A 15,581-nucleotide genomic window follows, 5' to 3' on the forward strand; every position below is an offset into this window, starting at 1 on the left:
TCAATACATGTGTTGCCCGCCATTGATGGCCAGGTTGGCGCCCGTCATGAAACCGGCGTCTTCCGACACGAGATAGGCGACGAGGCCGGCGATCTCGTCCGGCTCGCCCAGCCGCCCCATCGGGATCTGCGGCAGGATCTTGCCATTCATCACCTCGGCCGGTACGGCCTCGACCATCTTCGTGCGCAGATAGCCGGGCGACACCGTGTTGACGGTCACGCCATGGCGCGCCATCTCCAGCGCCAGTGCCTTCGTGAAGCCGTGCATGCCGGCCTTGGCGGCCGAGTAATTGGCCTGACCGAAGGCACCCTGCTGGCCGTTGACGGACGAGATATTGACGATGCGGCCAAATTGCTGCGCCATCATCGGTTCGATCGCCTGCTTGCTCATGTTGAACACGCTGTCGAGGTCGGCACGCAGGACGTCCTGCCAATCTTCCAGGGTCATCTTGCGCAGGCTACGGTCGCGCGTGATGCCGGCATTGTTCACCAGCACGTCCAGCCGGCCCATTTCGGCCAGCAGTTTCTGCATCATCCATTCGCAGTCACCGTAGTCGGTGACGTCGACGCGATACGTCGTGAATCGGTACCCTTCGTCTCTCTGGGCGGCCAGCCACGCGTCAGGCGTGGCATTGCCGGGCGAATAGGTTGCCGCCACGCGGAACCCCTCCGCCTGCAGGCGCCGGCAGATCGCCGTGCCCAGTCCCCCCATCCCTCCAGTCACCAAGGCTACTTTGTTGTCGTGCATGGTTTCGTCGTCCTTCATCAACCTGCCGCGCCGGGTGCGCAGCACGAAACATCGAGTCTAGGGCGATGGACAAAGACGTCGTTGACGAAACGCAAATAGACGCCGGGGGGGCGCGGACTCAGTGAATCATGTCGGGCGGCGACGCCGGATCGAAATCGGCCCAGTCGCCATCGACGATATTGCCTTTGGCGCGCTCGATGTGGTGGGCGCCCAGGCCGCGCAGCAGGTCGACGGCGCGCGCCTCGAGGCCGGGATCGTCGAAGGCGACCGCGATGAGCATGCCGGCCGGACGGTTTTCCATCGGCGCGCGGCCGCCCTCCTCGCGTTCGCCGGGATCCTTCATCTTCGTAAAGCTGAACAGCGAGCCGACGTGGGCGCCCAGCAGGCCGCCGACCACGGGGCCCAGCGGTCCGGTCACGGGCGCCGTCGCGGCGCCGGCCACGATACCGACCGCCGCACCGGCACCGGCGCCCTGGGCCACGCCTTCCGGCGATTCCTTGGCGCCCGGCGAGTGGATGTTGTCGCCGCCAATCGGCGTCAGGTCGTGCTGGCCCGGCTGGCTCAGGTAGAAACCGCTGATGCGTTCGCTCGGGAACCCGGCGTCGATCAGGGCATGGCGCGCCCGCTCGACGTCATCCTGCAGCTGGAAGTGCCCTGCAATGATCGTGGACATGGATGACCTCCTGCATATAAAGGTGTGGCCATGATGCCTCCCGCTGGGCTCGGTCTCTGTACGCGAGCGCACGCAGCGTAGCCGCTAGCGCCACTGTCCGTAGACCATGCCGTAGTGCTCCGGTTCCGGCGCCGGCGTGGGAAACCAGTCGCGCGGGTCCACGCGGTAATACGCCTGGAACTCCGCATACAGATCCGGATGGCGCGCGGCCAGCTCGTGCGGCTGCTCGAAGAAACTCTCCGTCGCCACGGCGAAGAACTCGGCCGGATTCGTGGCGCCGTACGGATCGAGTACGTCGCGCTGGCCCCAGTAGGCATCGCGCCGCAGCAGCGCGAAATCGCGCGACAGCGTTTCCGACCAGCTCCGGTAGCGCTCCGGGCTGCCGAGGAAGGGCGCGCCGTTGTTGCTGCCCGATTCGCTGTCGAGCTGGTGCGCGAACTCGTGCAGCACGACGTTGTGCGTGCCTTCGGCCGCCAGGCCGGCGCGGCGCACGTGTTCCCAGGACAGCACGACGCGCCCGTCACCCCACGATTCGCCCAGCAGGTCCTGGCGCGTTTCCGTGACGACGCCGGCCGCGTCGTGCTCGCGCCGCGGCACGAGGAACGCGCCCGGGTAGACCAGCACGGCGTGGAGGCCCGGATACACGCGGCTGGGCCGGTTCAGCAGCAGCAGGCATGCCTGCGCGGCGATCGTCACGCGCATCTCTTCCGTCACCTCGAGTCCGGCGCAGCCGACGAACGTCTTCTGGTGCAGGAACTGCTTGACGAGGCGCTGCAACTGCGCGCGCAGGTCGGGCGGCATGCCCCGGTACTGGTCGACGTTGCGCTCGATGATGCCGAGCTGGGCCGCGGTGAGCGGACGCGCCAGCACGCGGCGCAGGCGCCAGCGCGGCAGCAGCCACGCGAACAGCACGCCGAGCGCGAGTACGGCGCAGACGATAGCGGCTTCCATCGTGTTCTCCCGATACCGGCGTTACCGGGCCTCTTGCTTGCGCGGTGCGAAATATGCGGCGACGGCCTCCGCATCGCCGATCAGCTTGCCGCCGATGAAGACCTGCGGCCACGTGGTGGCACCGGAGACGGCGCGCAGCACGCTGGTGGTGATCTTCGCATCCTGCGGGATGTCCGTAAAGACGATGCCGTTCGCTTTCAGCACGGCCTTGGCGCGCGCGCAGAACGGGCAGCCCGGCTTGGAGAACATCACGACGGGCTCGCGCGGCGTGGCGTCCGGGTTGAGGTAGCGCAGCATGGTATCGGCGTCCGACACTTCGAACGGATCGCCTTCCTTGTCCGGCTCGATGAACACCTTGGCGATGATGCCGTCCTTGACGAGCATCGAATAGCGCCACGACCGCTTGCCGAAGCCGAGGTCGCGCTTGTCGACGAGCAGTCCCATGCCTTCCGTGAAGTCGCCGTTGCCGTCGGGGATCATGGTGATGTTGCCCGCCTCCTGGCCGGCCTGCCAGGACTGCATCACGAAGGCATCGTTGACGGCGATGCAGACGATCTCATCGACGCCGTTCCCGCGGAAGGCGGGTGCCAGCTCGTTGTAGCGCGGCAGGTGTGCCGAGGAACAGGTCGGCGTGAAGGCGCCGGGCAAGGCGAACACGACGACGGTCTTGCCCTTGAACAGTTCATCGGTCGTGAGGTCGCGCCACTGGTCGTCGGGGCGCGCCTTGAACGTCACCTGGGGAACGGGTTGGCCTTCCAGGGATTCGGCACTCGGCAGCATGGAGTCTCCTTGATGGGTAAGCGGTCGGGGTGCCGCACCCGGCATATGAGCACGCTTGTCGCCTTTTCAATTGGAATCCTGCAAAAAAACAGCGCCACCCGGCCTCTCGGCGGGGTGGCGCAGCTGATAGCGGCCGCGTCGTGCGACCGCTATCAACGCCAGCGCGCTCAGACGCGCTCTTTGGCGACCTGGCTCGGAGGCGGGCCGAACAGTGCGGCGACGAGCGGGTCGCGGGTCACCGGGCTGCGGTTGACGCGGATCGCGTAATGGGTGTCGTCGGCCAGGATGTGGAAGTGGCGGCCGGTGCCGGCCATGCTCTGCTCGCGCAGGCCTGGACGCTCCTTGCGCGGGGCGGCGCCTTCGCGCTTGGGCTGGCAGATCGCGCCCAGGAAGGCCTTGACGCGCTCCGGATCCGGCGAAATACGGTACACGGCCTTGCCAAGGTAGGTGGCGGTACCTTCGATGTAGCGGGCCAGTTCGATGACGCCGGCTTCGCGCAGGTCGCGGATGTATTTGCGGGCGCCCGACGGCGAGAATTTGAGGAACCAGGCGATTTCGTCGGCGAGCATCTCGTGGGTCTGCAGCTCGCCGATCAGCTTCTGCATGTTTTCGATACGGCGCTGGGTAGCCGACGTCGACCGCACCCGCTCGATCGGCGCGAGCGAAATCGGAGCGCGCTCGGTCGGCTGCGGTGGGACGCGTTCGATCAGTGCAGAGTTACTGGAAGTGTGCACCGCGTTGAGTTCGCCTTGTACCGCATTATGGTGAGTCGCTGCATGCATATTGGTTTACTCCGTGAAAAGGACGATGTTCTGTGTATGGCCCGGACCGCCGTATTCGTGTATGACCACCTGACAACACGCCGGTTCCGCTTAACTGGATACAAGATTGCCTGCCTCATCACCCCCGGTCTGTGCGCCATCCAACATTTCTAAAAATTTCTGAAAAGTTATTCATCCCTAAAAGCAAGAGAAACTCGATTGCGTATTGACGCTCGACAAATTGGTGGGGCTCAACGGGAACCGGCTGCACGGCTTGCAATCGAAGCGGTATCGACCTGACCGCGTGACATGACAATTCCGTAATAAAAGGAGACGTGCATGCACGAAGGGCGACGTTATAAGAAGTAAGCGACGGTTAACCCGCAGTTCGTAACATCCTGAAACAAACCGCAATCATGGCATAAATGGCTACGTTGTAAAATCGCCACAACAACCGGCTGTTAGGTGCGCCAGCGCACTGACCCGAAAAATGGCCGACTTGTAAGCTTGACATCAACATCACTGCAAGCCATGCGATGTCAGTACCTTTACAACTTATGGGAGTTACCTGTGAATAATACGAAGAAGATCGCCCTGGCCGCCGCCATTCTGTGCTCCGCCGGAACGGCCCTGGCTCAGGACACCACCGAGGTCATCAATCCGTCGTGGTACATCGCCCCGACGATCGTCGGCATCAAGCCCGACCATGATTTCCTGACCTCGAAGAAGGACTGGGGCGGCGGGTTGAAGTTCGGTAAGGCCGTGCATCCGCTGTGGGATATCCAGATTGGCGCCACCCAGGCACGCGTCGACGACAACGGTTACAACTACCGCCAGACCCTCGTCGGCGTCGACGCCCTGCTGATGCTGTCGCGTAAGACCTTCCGTCCGTACCTGCTGATCGGTGTCGGCGGCGAACGCGACCACGAGAGCAATCCGATCCGTAACGTGTCCGGCTGGTCGCCGTATTACCAGGCCGGCGTCGGCTTCCAGGTCAGCATGAACGAGCAGTGGTCCCTGCAGGCCGACGTGCGCGACGTGCGCGCCCACCTGCGCGACGACGACAAGTTCGGCTTCTCGCGCGCCAACACCAAGTACGCGACGTTCAGCCTGAACTACGCCTTCAACCCGCCGCCGCGCCCGGCACCGGCCCCGGCGCCGGCACCTGCCCCGGCTCCGGTCGTCGAGGCGCCGGCCCCGGCACCGGCCGCGCCGCCGCCGCCGCCGCCGGCCCGCTTCGAGAAGGTGACCCTGTCGGCCAGCGAACTGTTCGCCTTCGACAGCGCCACCCTCTCGTCGCCGCAGCCGAAGCTGGACGACATCGCCGCCGCGCTGCAGGCCGACCCGTCGATCACCGACGTGGACATCACCGGCTATACCGACCGCCTGGGCTCGACCAAGTACAACCAGAAGCTGTCGGAGCGCCGCGCCAACGCCGTGCGCGAGTACCTGATCGCCAAAGGCGTCGATTCCAACCGTCTGAAGGCCTACGGCAAGGGCGAGCAGAATCCGGTCGTGACCGACTGCCACCAGAAGAAACGTTCGGAGCTGATCGCCTGCCTGGCACCGAACCGCCGCGTGGAAGTGGAGCCGATCACCATCGAGCGCCGCGTACAGTAACGCCTCAACGCGGGGCTTCGTCCCCGCCTACCGCTGGGCGTAGGCCCCGGAACGCGCCTTCGGGCGCGTTCGTCTTTTTGGAGGTTACCTGATGGCAGTACAAAACTGGATCCCCTTCTCGCGCCAGGTCGTCCATGTGATGCGCTGCGCCGTGACCGAATGGCTGGACCACCGCGCATCGAGCAAAGGCGCCGCCCTCGCGTTCTACACGCTGTTCTCGCTGGCTCCCATTCTCGTGCTCGTTATCGCGATAGCCGGCTTTTTCTACGGCACCGACGCCGCGCAAGGCCAGCTGCTGGACGAGCTGCGCGGCCTCGTCGGCACCCAGGGCGCGGAAACCATCCAGGCGATCCTGGCCGGTGCCCGCAACAAGGAAAGCGGCAAGCTGGCGACGATCATCGCGACGGTCCTGCTGCTGGTCGGTGCGACGAGTGCGTTCGCGGAACTCAAGGACAGCCTGGACGAAATTTGGGACGTCCCGCCGCCGAAGGACGCCACCTGGTGGGACACCGTCCGCACCCGCCTGCTGTCATTCGGCCTGATCCTGACCCTGGGCCTGCTGCTGATGTTCACGCTGGTCGTGTCCGCCGCATTGTCCGTATTGGAAAAATACCTGGGCGGCATGTGGCACTCCGCGACGATCATCCTGGGCTGGGTGGCCTGGGCCGTCAGCTTCCTCGTCATCGCCGTGATGTTCGGCGCGATCTACAAGCTGCTGCCGCGCGTAAAACTGTCGTGGCACGACGTGACCATCGGCGCCCTCGGCACCGCGATCATGTTCACCGTGGGGAAGTTCGCGATCGGCCTGTACATCGGCAACAGCGGCACGACGAACAGCTTCGGCGCCGCCGGTTCGCTGATCGCGCTGCTGCTATGGGTGTATTACTCGGCGCAGATTTTTTTCCTGGGCGCGGAATTCGCCCGCCAGTACGCGCTGCAGATGGGCAGCCTGAAGGACAAGCACGTCCCAGGTGCGCCGCCGCCGGAAGCGCGCCCGTCGCCCGTGCACTGAACCACGGCGGCGCCGTTGCCCCGGCGGGACGGCGCCGTCATTCGCCAAGCAGTTCGGCGATGACTTCCATCCCTTCCACGCGTTCCGCCACGACCTTGATCACGACGACGACGGGCACGCCGAGCAGCAATCCCCACATGCCCCACAGCCAGCCCCAGAACAGCAGGCTGACGAACACGGCCGCCGGGTTCATCTTGGCGATCTTGCCCGTCATCCAGGTCGTGACCACCATGCCGACGAGCGTCGCGATCCCCAGCGACGCACCCGCCACGAGGATCACCATCTGCAGCGATTCGAACTGCAGGAAGGCGACGAGGCCCGTGGCCGACGTGATCAACAGCGGGCCGAAGTAAGGCATGATGTGGGCGACGCCGGCGAAGATCGCCCACGCGCCCGCATTTTCCAGGCCGATGAACCGCAGCGCCACCCACATCAGCAGCGCCAGCAGCACGTTCGTGACGAGCAGCATGAACATATAGTTCTGGATGGACGTGTTGATGTCCTCGAGGATGTGCACCGTCACTTTTTTCTGCGTCAGCGACGGCCCTGTCAGCTTGACGAGCTTGCGCTTGAACGTGTCCCCGGCCAGCAGCAGGAAGAACACGAGGAACACGACCATCGTGGCTTGCGAGATGAAACTGGCCAGGCCGACGGAACCGGCCAGCAACCAGTCCATGATGCGGAAATTGCTGCCGCCGGGCGTCTGGGCGACGGCCGGTGCCGCGGCACGCCGCGGCGGTGCCGTCCGCTTCGCACTGCCCGCGTTGGCGGCGGCCTGTTCGAGTTCGGCCGCGGCGGCCTGGACCTGCTGGATCGTCGACGGCCCGTCCGACCCATCCGTCAGGATGCGCGTGACCTTGTGCGTCAGGGTCGGGAGTTCGTCGACGATGTTGAGGAACTCGCCCTGCACCCGGTGCATGGTGAGCGCCATGCCGACGAGGATCAGGCCCGTGACGAGCGTCGCGCCGATGGCGCGCCGGATGTGCCAGCGCTCGAGCCAGCGCACGACGGGACTCAGCGTGTAGGCGATAAAAATGCCGAGCAAGAGCGGCACGAAGAAATTCTTGGCCCACTGCAGGCCGAAGACGAACGCGACGGTGGCGATCACGCCGAGCGTGAGACCGCGCGCGTTGACGTGGACGGGCAGGCGCAGGCTGCCGTGGGCAGCGCCGAGCTCTTCGCCCGTCGGTGCCCCATCGGTGTTGACGAGGCCGGCTTCACGTGCCACCTGTTCGACATCCGCGGGCGCCGCGGCAACCGGCGTGACTGGGTTGGATGCCTCGGATGTTGCGGAGCCGGATTGGGCGAGCTGCATGGTACCTGCCTGAAAAAAAACAGCCGGTCCCGGGCACCCGCCGGCAGTCTCCTGCCAGGGCGGATGCCGCGTGGCGCGGCAATCGACACGACTGTCGGGCCGGCCCGCGCACGAGCCGCCCGGTCAGCTTATTTTACGCGGATGTCGTTCTTGACCGACGACACACCTTTCACGCCACGTGCGACGTCGGCGGCCTTCTGCGCATCCTGCGGCTGGGCCACGAAGCCCGACAGCTGCACGTCGCCCTTGTAGGTCTCGACATTGATCTCGGTGGCCTTCAGGGTCGGCTCGTTGAAGATCGCAGCCTTCACTTTTGCGGTGATGGCGGCGTCGTCGATGTACTCGCCGGTGCTTTCCTTGGTCGGGCTCGACGAGCAGCCGACGACGGTGAAGGCGACAGCGGCGGTGAAGATGGCGGTGGCGATGCGTTTGGTTGCGTTCATGGTGAACTCCTTGTTAGTGGTGGTACTTGGTTGTGCTCTTCATGAGCGGGGTGCGGTTATGCGCTGGCTATTTTCCGAACTCGGCCTTCGCAGCCGAGACGCATTGATCCTTGGCGGCGCCGGCGAACGCGTCGCATTTCTCCATGGCGACACGGTACGCGGCGGACAGCTTGTCCTCGCGCGCTTCATTGCGCGCTTCGATCGTTTTCTGGTCGGCCTTCGCGTCGGCCTGCGCGGCGACGAGACGGGCCTTGGCCTGTTCCTGGCACACGTCCTTGTCGTTGCCCGTCAGGCCGGCGCAGCGTGCCTTGTCGAGGTCATAGTTGGCGGAGGCAATGCGCATCCGTGCCCGCGTATAGGCCTTCAGCGTGTCCTCATACTTGGCGCGCGCTTCTTCCTCCATGCGCACGCGCGCGGCCTTCGCTTCCAGCACGCAGACGTCCTTCGGATTGCCGGTGATGGCATCGCAGCGGGCGCGTGCGTTCTTGTACTCGGCCGCCGCCGTGTCGCGTGCCTGCTGGTAAGCCAGCTTCGCTTCCGGCGTCGCCGCGCGGACATGGCCTGCAGCCCACATCAGGGCAGCGGCCAATAACAGGATCATGTGTGGTGTGCGCATTCTTGTTCTCCTTTTGACACTCTTTTTTTCAATCGATGTTGACGTTTTACTCTGCCGTAAGGACGATTTCTGTTCGCTGCCGAACACACGAAAAAAGATGATGAAAAAGCATCGGATGAGCACCCGCAGGTGAGTGCGTCATCGCACAGACCCCATACACATGACTGCGTAATCTGGTCCTACATCTTTGCCAGGAGAACAAGTCATGAAAGCTACTCGTACCCTTGCCGCCCTCGTCGCGGCCAGTGCGCTCCTCGGTGGCTGCGCCAGCCAGTCGTCCCAGCCCAGCTACGCCAACAACGGCTACAACAATGGCTACACCAACGGCTACGACAACACGGCTTCGACGGGCTACGGCACGATCGAATCGATCCAGGTCACCAGCGGTGAAGGCCGCACGAGCGGTGCCGGTGCGATCGTCGGCGGCCTCGTCGGTGCGCTGGCCGGCAACCAGGTCGGCAGCGGCGGCGGCCGCACCGCGGCAACCGTCGCCGGCGGCGTGGCGGGCGCGGCGATCGGAAACCGTGTGGAAGCGAACCGCGAGGGCGCAGGACAACAGCAGTACGCAGTCAATATCCGTCTAGACAATGGCGAATACCGCACCATCGTCCAGGACAATGTGTACGACCTGCGCGTGGGCAACCGCGTGCGCATCGTCGACGGCCGCGCCTATCGCTATTGAGCGGCGCGCCCCGTGCACACTTGAAGCCGGCTCTGCCGGCTTTTTTCATGGCTGGGTGCGGCGGGGCCATAAAAAGACGGCGTCCAATCGAAGATTGCGACGCCGCTCAAGCCCCACCATATTCGTGAAGGCGCGATCCGGTGGCGAATCGCGCCGCGTTGTCCTTAGTATGCCACTTGCTGCGCGCGTTTGCGCTGCAAGTACCAACCGAGCGCGCCCAGGACGGCGGCCACGCCCAGTGCCGGCTTGCCGAGATTGCGCTTGCGGATGAAGCCCAGCACGGTCAGCGCATACGGGGCCAGGACCGAGATGCTCGTGCCGGTCGGCTTGAGCAGTGCGTCGGCGCGGGTACGCAGCACCCAGGTCGCGTGGTCGAGCACCGAATGAAAGATGACTTCGGGGCGCGCCTCGTGCTTGATCTGGGCGCGCGCGTGGGCGACGCCGCTGCGGTAGAACTCGCCGTCGCGCAACAGGGCCCGCTTGCGCTCTTCAAGGGAGCCATGCGTGTGATGGCCGATCGTTTTTTCCATAGCTCGTTCCTCCGGTTACAACAGCATGTCGCGGTCGTTGCGCAATTCCTTCATGGTCTCGGGGAACGCCAGCTTGCCCTGCTTGAGCAGCGAGAGTCCCTTCATCACGAGGATCAGGGTGATCACGGCGAACACGACGAACATGACGAGCAGGATCTTCCAGCCCATTTCTTCCCAGGCCAGCGCCACGATCGTCGCGGTGCCGTAGGCCAGCGCGAACCACGTGGCCAGGGCGGCCATCGCGAAGATGACCACGAGTTCGATCACGTGATTGCGTACTTCCGACAGCTCGAGCGCGGCAAGTTCCACGCGCGACACCACGAGCCCGAACAGGTTCTTGGCCAGGCCCGTGATCCCACCCATGAGGCCGGGGCTATGCACGACGGTTTCATTGTTATCCATGGCTGCCCCCGACCCGAATTATTTGCGGCCCAGAATGACACCCAGCAGCAGGCCGACGCCGGCCGCCACGGCCACGGTGCGCCATGGGTTGTCCTTCACGTAGACATCGGTTGCGCGCGCCAGTTCCTTGCTCTTGACGAGGGCTTGATCCTGGTACTTGCCGGCCTTGCCCAGCGCCTGGTCGAGCAGTTCCATGCCGCGCTCGCGCAGTTCATCGGCCTTGTTGCCGGTGAGGGAAGCGGCGGCGCTCAGCAGCGACTGTGCGTCCTTGACGAGCGCTTTCATGTCGCCGGAAGCATTGTTCGCTGCGCCGTTCAGTTGGGAGGCGTTGGCATTGGCGCGGATGGACTCTAACATGATGTACTCCTTGTTGTAGGTAGTGGTGGGTAAGGGTTCAGGCCAGCAGGTCACGCATGTCGTCGGCGTGCTCTTCCTCGGTGGCCAGGATCTCGGTCAGCATGATCGTGGTGGTCGGATCCTTGTCGCCGATGGCCTGGATCATCTGGCGGTAGGATTCGATCGCCACGCGCTCGGCGATCAGGTCGGCGCGGATCATGGCTTGCACGTCTTCCGAATCGTCGTACTCCGCATGGCTGCGCTGGGTCAGCGTGGCCGGGTTGAAGTTCGGCGAACCGTTCAGCTGGACGATGCGCTCGGCGATGCGGTCGGCGTGGTCCTGCTCCTGCTGCGCATGCTCGAGGAACTCGGCCTTGATGTGGCCCGTGTTCGGACCGCTGACCGTGTAGTAGTGGCGCTTGTAGCGCAGCACGCACAGCAGTTCCGTCGCCAGTGCGGCGTTGAGCATGCCGATGACGGCTTCGCGGTCGGCCGCGTAGCCCTCGGTGACGGCGCCGTCTTCGAGATTCGCGGCCGCGCGGCGGATTTCCGCGATGTCGAAGCCGTGCGCCAGGTTGGATGCGTTCTGTTCCATGAATCTTCCTCTTTCAGTGGGGTCTTGAATATCAGCGCTGTGCCGCTCGCGGCGGGATGGGTGCGCCGGCGTTCGACAGCACGATTTCCACGCGGCGGTTCAGCTGGCGGTTCGCGGCCGTGTCGTTCGACGCGACCGGGAATGCCTCGCCATAGCCGCGCATGCCGATGCGTTCGCGCGGCACGCCGAGGCCGACGAGGGCCTGGGCCACGGACGCCGCGCGGCGCTCGGACAGGTCCTTGTTGTGGGCCGCGGTGCCCGTGCTGTCGGTAAATCCTTCGACCATGACCGTGCGGTCGGGGTTCTGCGTCATGATCTCGGCCAGTTTTTTCACGGTTGCCATGCCGTTCGCGTTCAGTTCCGCGCGGTCGGTGGCGAACAGGACGTCGCCGATGGTGACGACCATGCCGCGCTCCGTCTTCTGCGCATGCAGTTCGACGAGCAGGGCTTCCAGGCGCGCTGCGCGGTCGGCCTGCTGGGCGGCCTGCTGCTGGGCGGCGGCGGCCTGGGCCTGCGCATCCTGGGCCTGAGCCTGGGCCGCGGCGGCCTGGGCCTGGGCGGCAGCCGCGTCGCGCTTGGCACGGTCGGCCTCGGCGGTGCGGGCTTCCAGCTGGACGCGGTCGCGTTCGCGGGCCGCATTCGCGACCTCCGCCTCGGCGGACTTCGTCTTCGCCACTTCCTGGGCGGTGGCGATCTTCTGCTTGGCGATGTAGGCCAGGCGGTCGATCGTGTCCAGGCTCTCGCGCTGGGCGGCGGCCTGGTTGGCGCGGTCGAGTGCTTCGCCGGCCTGCTTGAATTCCATTTGCGCGTACGTCGCGACCTGCGGATTGTTGTTCGCCGCGACGAAGTCGGCGCGCGCCTCGTCCAGCGTGGGTGTGGTGGTCGGGACGGTGCTGCAGCCGGCCAGGGCGATCGTGCCGGCAACGACGAGGGCCTTCAGGAAATTCATTTTCATGATGCTTCCTTTCTGCGGTTCTTGTTATTGGGCTTTATTGCTGCTGGTCGGAATTGGCGCGGTCGACTTCCTGGCGCAGCACGCGCAGGTCCTCGTTGAGCGCGTCGGCGGCGGCCGTGGCCTTGGCCGAATTGGCCTTGCTCTGCGCCAGCTTGGCGTCGGCCTGGGCCTGGATCGCGAGTTCGCGGGCCGTCTTGTAATCCTTGGCGGCGAGGGCCTGGTTGGCGCGCATCATCTTGTCGCGCGCAGCCGAGATCTCCGTCGGCGCCAGCTCGGGCGCGCCCGCCGACACGGCGTTTTCGACGGCATTGTGCGAAACCGCGACGGCAGCCGTGGCCGGGGTCTTTTCCGGGCTGGCGCAGGCAGCCAGCGAAAGCACCACGGCGGCTGCGCCGACCCGCGTCAGCAGGTTCTTCGATTTCGTATTCATCTTGCGACTCCTGTTTTTAGATTGTGTTGGTAACGTTATAACCCTCGCGCCGGACGAGATCGGTTCGCTGGCGCACATAGACACGGCCTCGGGCTCCCTGCGGCCGGGCTACGGTGCGGCACCGCACATTGACACAAGGACCTTTACGTTAATCTGCGATCAACCCATCCCACCAGAAGGAAGGCCATGACAACCCAGCCCACCCAACAGCCCAGGCAGGGCGCGCGCATGTCGCGTCCGGTGAAGATCACGCTCGGCATCGTCGGCGTGCTGGTGGCGATTCCCGTCATCGCCATCATCATCGTACTCACGTTCGACTGGAACCGCGCCAAACCCTGGCTCAACGACAAGGTCAGCGACGCGATCGACCGTCCGTTCGCCATTCGCGGCAATCTCGCCGTGCATTGGGAGCAGCCGTCGAAAAGCATACCGAAAGCGCAGCGCACGTGGCGCGACTACATCCCGTGGCCGCATTTGTACGCGGACGACGTCCACGTGGGCAACCCGGAAGGCCTGCCCCAGCGCGACATGGCCAGCGTGCGCCAGTTCTCGTTCTCGCTCGATCCGTTCGCGCTGCTGGGCCACCGCATCCACGTGCCCGTGCTGCGCTTCGACGGCCCGCAGGCCGAGCTGCTGCGCGTGGACGCCACGCACTACAATTGGGTCTACAAGCGCGAGGAAAAGAAATCGAAGTGGACGCTCGACCTCGAACGGGTCGTTCTGAACAAGGGCACGGTGCACGTGATCGACGCCGTGACCAAGGCCGACGTCACGGCCGACATCGACACGATCGCGAACGACCCGACCTATGGCATCGCCTTCAAGCTGCGCGGCGAGTACAACGGCGCGCCCGTGGGCGGCGGCGGCAAGACGGGTTCCGTGCTGTCGCTGCGCGACCAGGACGAGCCGTTCCCCGTCCAGGCCGACGTGCACTCGGCCAATACGCGCGTCGCCGTCGACGGGACGGTCACCCGCCCCGCCCACCTCGCGGGCATCGATGTGAAACTGAAACTGGCGGCGCCGTCGATGGCGCGGCTGTATCCGTTCACGGGCGTGCTGCTGCCCGAGACGCCCGCGTTCTCGACCGACGGCCACCTGACGGGCGAACTGGGCGAGAACAAGAGCCGCTGGGTGTACGACAAGTTCAAGGGCAAGGTGGGCCAGTCCGATATCGCGGGCCGCCTCGAATTCGCGACGGGCAAGCCGCGCAACAAGCTCACCGGCAACGTCGTATCGCACCAACTGCGCTTTGCCGACCTCGGCCCGCTGATCGGCGCCGATTCCAACGCCAGCAAGCGCGCGCGGGGCGTCGAGGCCGTGCAGCCGGAAAACAAGGCCCTCCCCGTCGAGAAATTCCATACGGAGCGCTGGAAGGTGCTGGACGCCGACGTCCGCTTCACGGCCGACCGCATCGTCAAGGACAAGGACCTGCCCATCAGCAAGCTGCAAAGCCATGTCGTGATGAACAATGGCGTGCTCACGCTGGAGCCGCTCAATTTCGTGATGGCCGGCGGCAACGTCAACTCGAACATCAAGCTCGACGGCAGCAACGCCAACAGCCCGATCAAGGCGACCGCCGACGTCAAGGCGCGCGACATCCACATCAAGGAATTGTTCCCGCAAATCGAAAAGATGCAGGCGACCGTGGGCTCGATCTATGGCGAGGCGAAGCTCTCGGCAACGGGCGATTCCGTCGGCGCGATGCTGGCCGGTGCGAATGGCGAAGTGAAAGGTCTCGTCAGCCAGGGCGTCGTCAGCAAGCTGCTGCTCGAGGAGGCCGGCCTGAACGTCGGCAACATCATCATCACGAAACTGTTCGGCGACAAGGAGGTCAAGCTGAACTGCCTCGCCGCCGACCTCGGCGTGAAGGATGGCGTGGCGCAGACCCGTACCTTCGTGCTCGACACGGAGGAAGCCATCGTCGACATCAATGGCTGGGTGAACATGTCGACCGAACAGATGGACCTGCGCATCAAGCCGGAGACCAAGGGGCTGCGCCTGTTCACGTTGCGCACGCCGTTCTACGTGCGCGGCACGTTCAAGAATCCGGACCTGTCGCTCGACAAGAAAGTGCTCGCGCTGAAAGGCGGCGCGGCGGCCGCGCTGGCCGTCGTCGCGGCACCGGCCGCCGCCCTGCTCCCGCTGATCAACACGGGGCCGGGCAAGGACAGCCCGTGCAATGCGCTGCTGGCCAGGGCGGGCGCGAAACCTGTTGCGCCGCCGCCCGGGAAAAGCGCCAAACGTTGAGCCCGGCATGTCACAGTGTTATTTGTCGTACAGACCGCTATGCCAATGACATTTATGCTGGAGTCATGGTAAGGCCGGCGCCGTTCCCGAACAGCAGGCCGGCATCGCGAGGAAGCGCAGAAGGCATGAAACGGTTCAGTACAGGCAGGACCCCGGCAGCACTAGCGACATCGGCATTGCTGGCGGCTCTGGCCCTGTGCGGGATCACGGGATGCGCGACGAACAGCCCGACGGCTGTCGTAGGGCAAACCGATGACGCCGGCATCACGGCCGGCGTGAAGGCCGCCCTCCTCGGCGATGCCAGCCTGAAGGCAAACGAGATCGACGTCGACACGGACCTGGGGGTCGTCAAGCTGAGCGGATTCGTGAGCTCCGCGGACGACGTGGCGGCGGCCGCCGCGGCCGCGCGCACCGTGAGGGGCGTCAGATCGGTCAGGAATGAGCTGCGCCTGAAGTGAGTATGTAACCCACCTTAAGGAGATCAAC

At 65.0% G+C, this 15,581-nt stretch carries 19 protein-coding genes; 5 read left to right on the plus strand and 14 right to left on the minus strand.

Annotated elements, in window-relative coordinates; genetic code table 11:
* The 5 genes from phbB to ACEN9G_RS03110 form a co-directional block, all read right to left on the minus strand.
* Positions 1–747: an acetoacetyl-CoA reductase gene (gene phbB, locus ACEN9G_RS03090; RefSeq protein ID WP_371762986.1), complete on the minus strand. Its 747-nt coding sequence runs from the start codon at positions 745–747 to the stop codon at positions 1–3.
* A 118-nt stretch (positions 748–865) separates the two neighbouring features.
* A complete protein-coding gene (locus ACEN9G_RS03095; RefSeq protein ID WP_483127673.1) occupies positions 866–1,420 on the minus strand; it encodes a hypothetical protein in 555 nt (184 codons plus the stop codon).
* 84 nt (positions 1,421–1,504) lie between these two features.
* Positions 1,505–2,371 carry a M90 family metallopeptidase gene (locus tag ACEN9G_RS03100; protein ID WP_413344633.1) on the minus strand — a complete coding sequence of 289 codons (867 nt, stop codon included), beginning with the start codon at positions 2,369–2,371 and terminating at the stop codon, positions 1,505–1,507.
* A 21-nt stretch (positions 2,372–2,392) separates the two neighbouring features.
* Positions 2,393–3,151 (minus strand): glutathione peroxidase, encoded by a 759-nt coding sequence (locus ACEN9G_RS03105; protein ID WP_413344631.1) that lies wholly within the window; start codon positions 3,149–3,151, stop codon positions 2,393–2,395.
* Between the two features lie 167 nt (positions 3,152–3,318).
* Positions 3,319–3,933 (minus strand): winged helix-turn-helix domain-containing protein, encoded by a 615-nt coding sequence (locus ACEN9G_RS03110; protein WP_198119214.1) that lies wholly within the window; start codon positions 3,931–3,933, stop codon positions 3,319–3,321.
* 549 nt (positions 3,934–4,482) lie between these two features.
* Here ACEN9G_RS03110 and ACEN9G_RS03115 point away from each other — a divergent pair.
* Positions 4,483–5,532, plus strand: a complete 1,050-nt coding sequence (locus ACEN9G_RS03115; protein WP_483127674.1) for an OmpA family protein — start codon at positions 4,483–4,485, stop codon at positions 5,530–5,532.
* Between the two features lie 91 nt (positions 5,533–5,623).
* Entirely contained in the window at positions 5,624–6,544 is a 921-nt protein-coding gene (locus tag ACEN9G_RS03120; RefSeq protein ID WP_413344241.1) for a YihY/virulence factor BrkB family protein, read from the plus strand.
* 37 nt (positions 6,545–6,581) lie between these two features.
* Here the strand turns inward: ACEN9G_RS03120 and ACEN9G_RS03125 are convergent, their stop codons facing one another.
* The 3 genes from ACEN9G_RS03125 to ACEN9G_RS03135 all read right to left on the minus strand — a co-directional run bounded on the left by ACEN9G_RS03125 (position 6,582) and on the right by ACEN9G_RS03135 (position 8,918).
* Positions 6,582–7,859 carry an AI-2E family transporter gene (locus ACEN9G_RS03125; RefSeq protein WP_413344243.1) on the minus strand — a complete coding sequence of 426 codons (1,278 nt, stop codon included), beginning with the start codon at positions 7,857–7,859 and terminating at the stop codon, positions 6,582–6,584.
* A 128-nt stretch (positions 7,860–7,987) separates the two neighbouring features.
* Positions 7,988–8,302 (minus strand): BON domain-containing protein, encoded by a 315-nt coding sequence (locus ACEN9G_RS03130; protein ID WP_056127494.1) that lies wholly within the window; start codon positions 8,300–8,302, stop codon positions 7,988–7,990.
* Between the two features lie 67 nt (positions 8,303–8,369).
* A complete protein-coding gene (locus tag ACEN9G_RS03135) occupies positions 8,370–8,918 on the minus strand; it encodes a hypothetical protein (protein WP_413344246.1) in 549 nt (182 codons plus the stop codon).
* A 205-nt stretch (positions 8,919–9,123) separates the two neighbouring features.
* On the opposite strand from ACEN9G_RS03135, the gene ACEN9G_RS03140 reads away from it, so the two are divergent.
* Positions 9,124–9,600, plus strand: a complete 477-nt coding sequence (locus ACEN9G_RS03140) for an outer membrane lipoprotein (protein ID WP_483127675.1) — start codon at positions 9,124–9,126, stop codon at positions 9,598–9,600.
* 164 nt (positions 9,601–9,764) lie between these two features.
* Here the strand turns inward: ACEN9G_RS03140 and ACEN9G_RS03145 are convergent, their stop codons facing one another.
* The 6 genes from ACEN9G_RS03145 to ACEN9G_RS03170 are packed head-to-tail and all read right to left on the minus strand — an operon-like array spanning position 9,765 to position 12,848.
* Positions 9,765–10,130, minus strand: coding sequence for a hypothetical protein (locus ACEN9G_RS03145; RefSeq protein WP_413345249.1), 366 nt, complete (start codon positions 10,128–10,130; stop codon positions 9,765–9,767).
* Between the two features lie 15 nt (positions 10,131–10,145).
* Positions 10,146–10,532 (minus strand): phage holin family protein, encoded by a 387-nt coding sequence (locus tag ACEN9G_RS03150; protein WP_056127481.1) that lies wholly within the window; start codon positions 10,530–10,532, stop codon positions 10,146–10,148.
* A gap of 18 nt (positions 10,533–10,550) precedes the next feature.
* Positions 10,551–10,889 carry an ElaB/YgaM/YqjD family protein gene (locus ACEN9G_RS03155; protein WP_413345247.1) on the minus strand — a complete coding sequence of 113 codons (339 nt, stop codon included), beginning with the start codon at positions 10,887–10,889 and terminating at the stop codon, positions 10,551–10,553.
* Between the two features lie 37 nt (positions 10,890–10,926).
* Entirely contained in the window at positions 10,927–11,463 is a 537-nt protein-coding gene (locus ACEN9G_RS03160; protein WP_413345245.1) for a ferritin-like domain-containing protein, read from the minus strand.
* Between the two features lie 31 nt (positions 11,464–11,494).
* Positions 11,495–12,418: an OmpA family protein gene (locus tag ACEN9G_RS03165; RefSeq protein ID WP_483127676.1), complete on the minus strand. Its 924-nt coding sequence runs from the start codon at positions 12,416–12,418 to the stop codon at positions 11,495–11,497.
* Between the two features lie 34 nt (positions 12,419–12,452).
* Positions 12,453–12,848: a DUF4398 domain-containing protein gene (locus ACEN9G_RS03170; protein ID WP_413344991.1), complete on the minus strand. Its 396-nt coding sequence runs from the start codon at positions 12,846–12,848 to the stop codon at positions 12,453–12,455.
* Between the two features lie 186 nt (positions 12,849–13,034).
* Between ACEN9G_RS03170 and ACEN9G_RS03175 the strand changes: the two genes are divergently transcribed.
* Entirely contained in the window at positions 13,035–15,095 is a 2,061-nt protein-coding gene (locus ACEN9G_RS03175; RefSeq protein ID WP_483127677.1) for an AsmA family protein, read from the plus strand.
* 176 nt (positions 15,096–15,271) lie between these two features.
* Positions 15,272–15,553 (plus strand): BON domain-containing protein, encoded by a 282-nt coding sequence (locus ACEN9G_RS03180; protein WP_413345746.1) that lies wholly within the window; start codon positions 15,272–15,274, stop codon positions 15,551–15,553.
* The last annotated feature ends 28 nt before the right edge of the window (positions 15,554–15,581 follow it).

This window comes from Massilia sp. Masssp94, assembly GCF_059491305.1.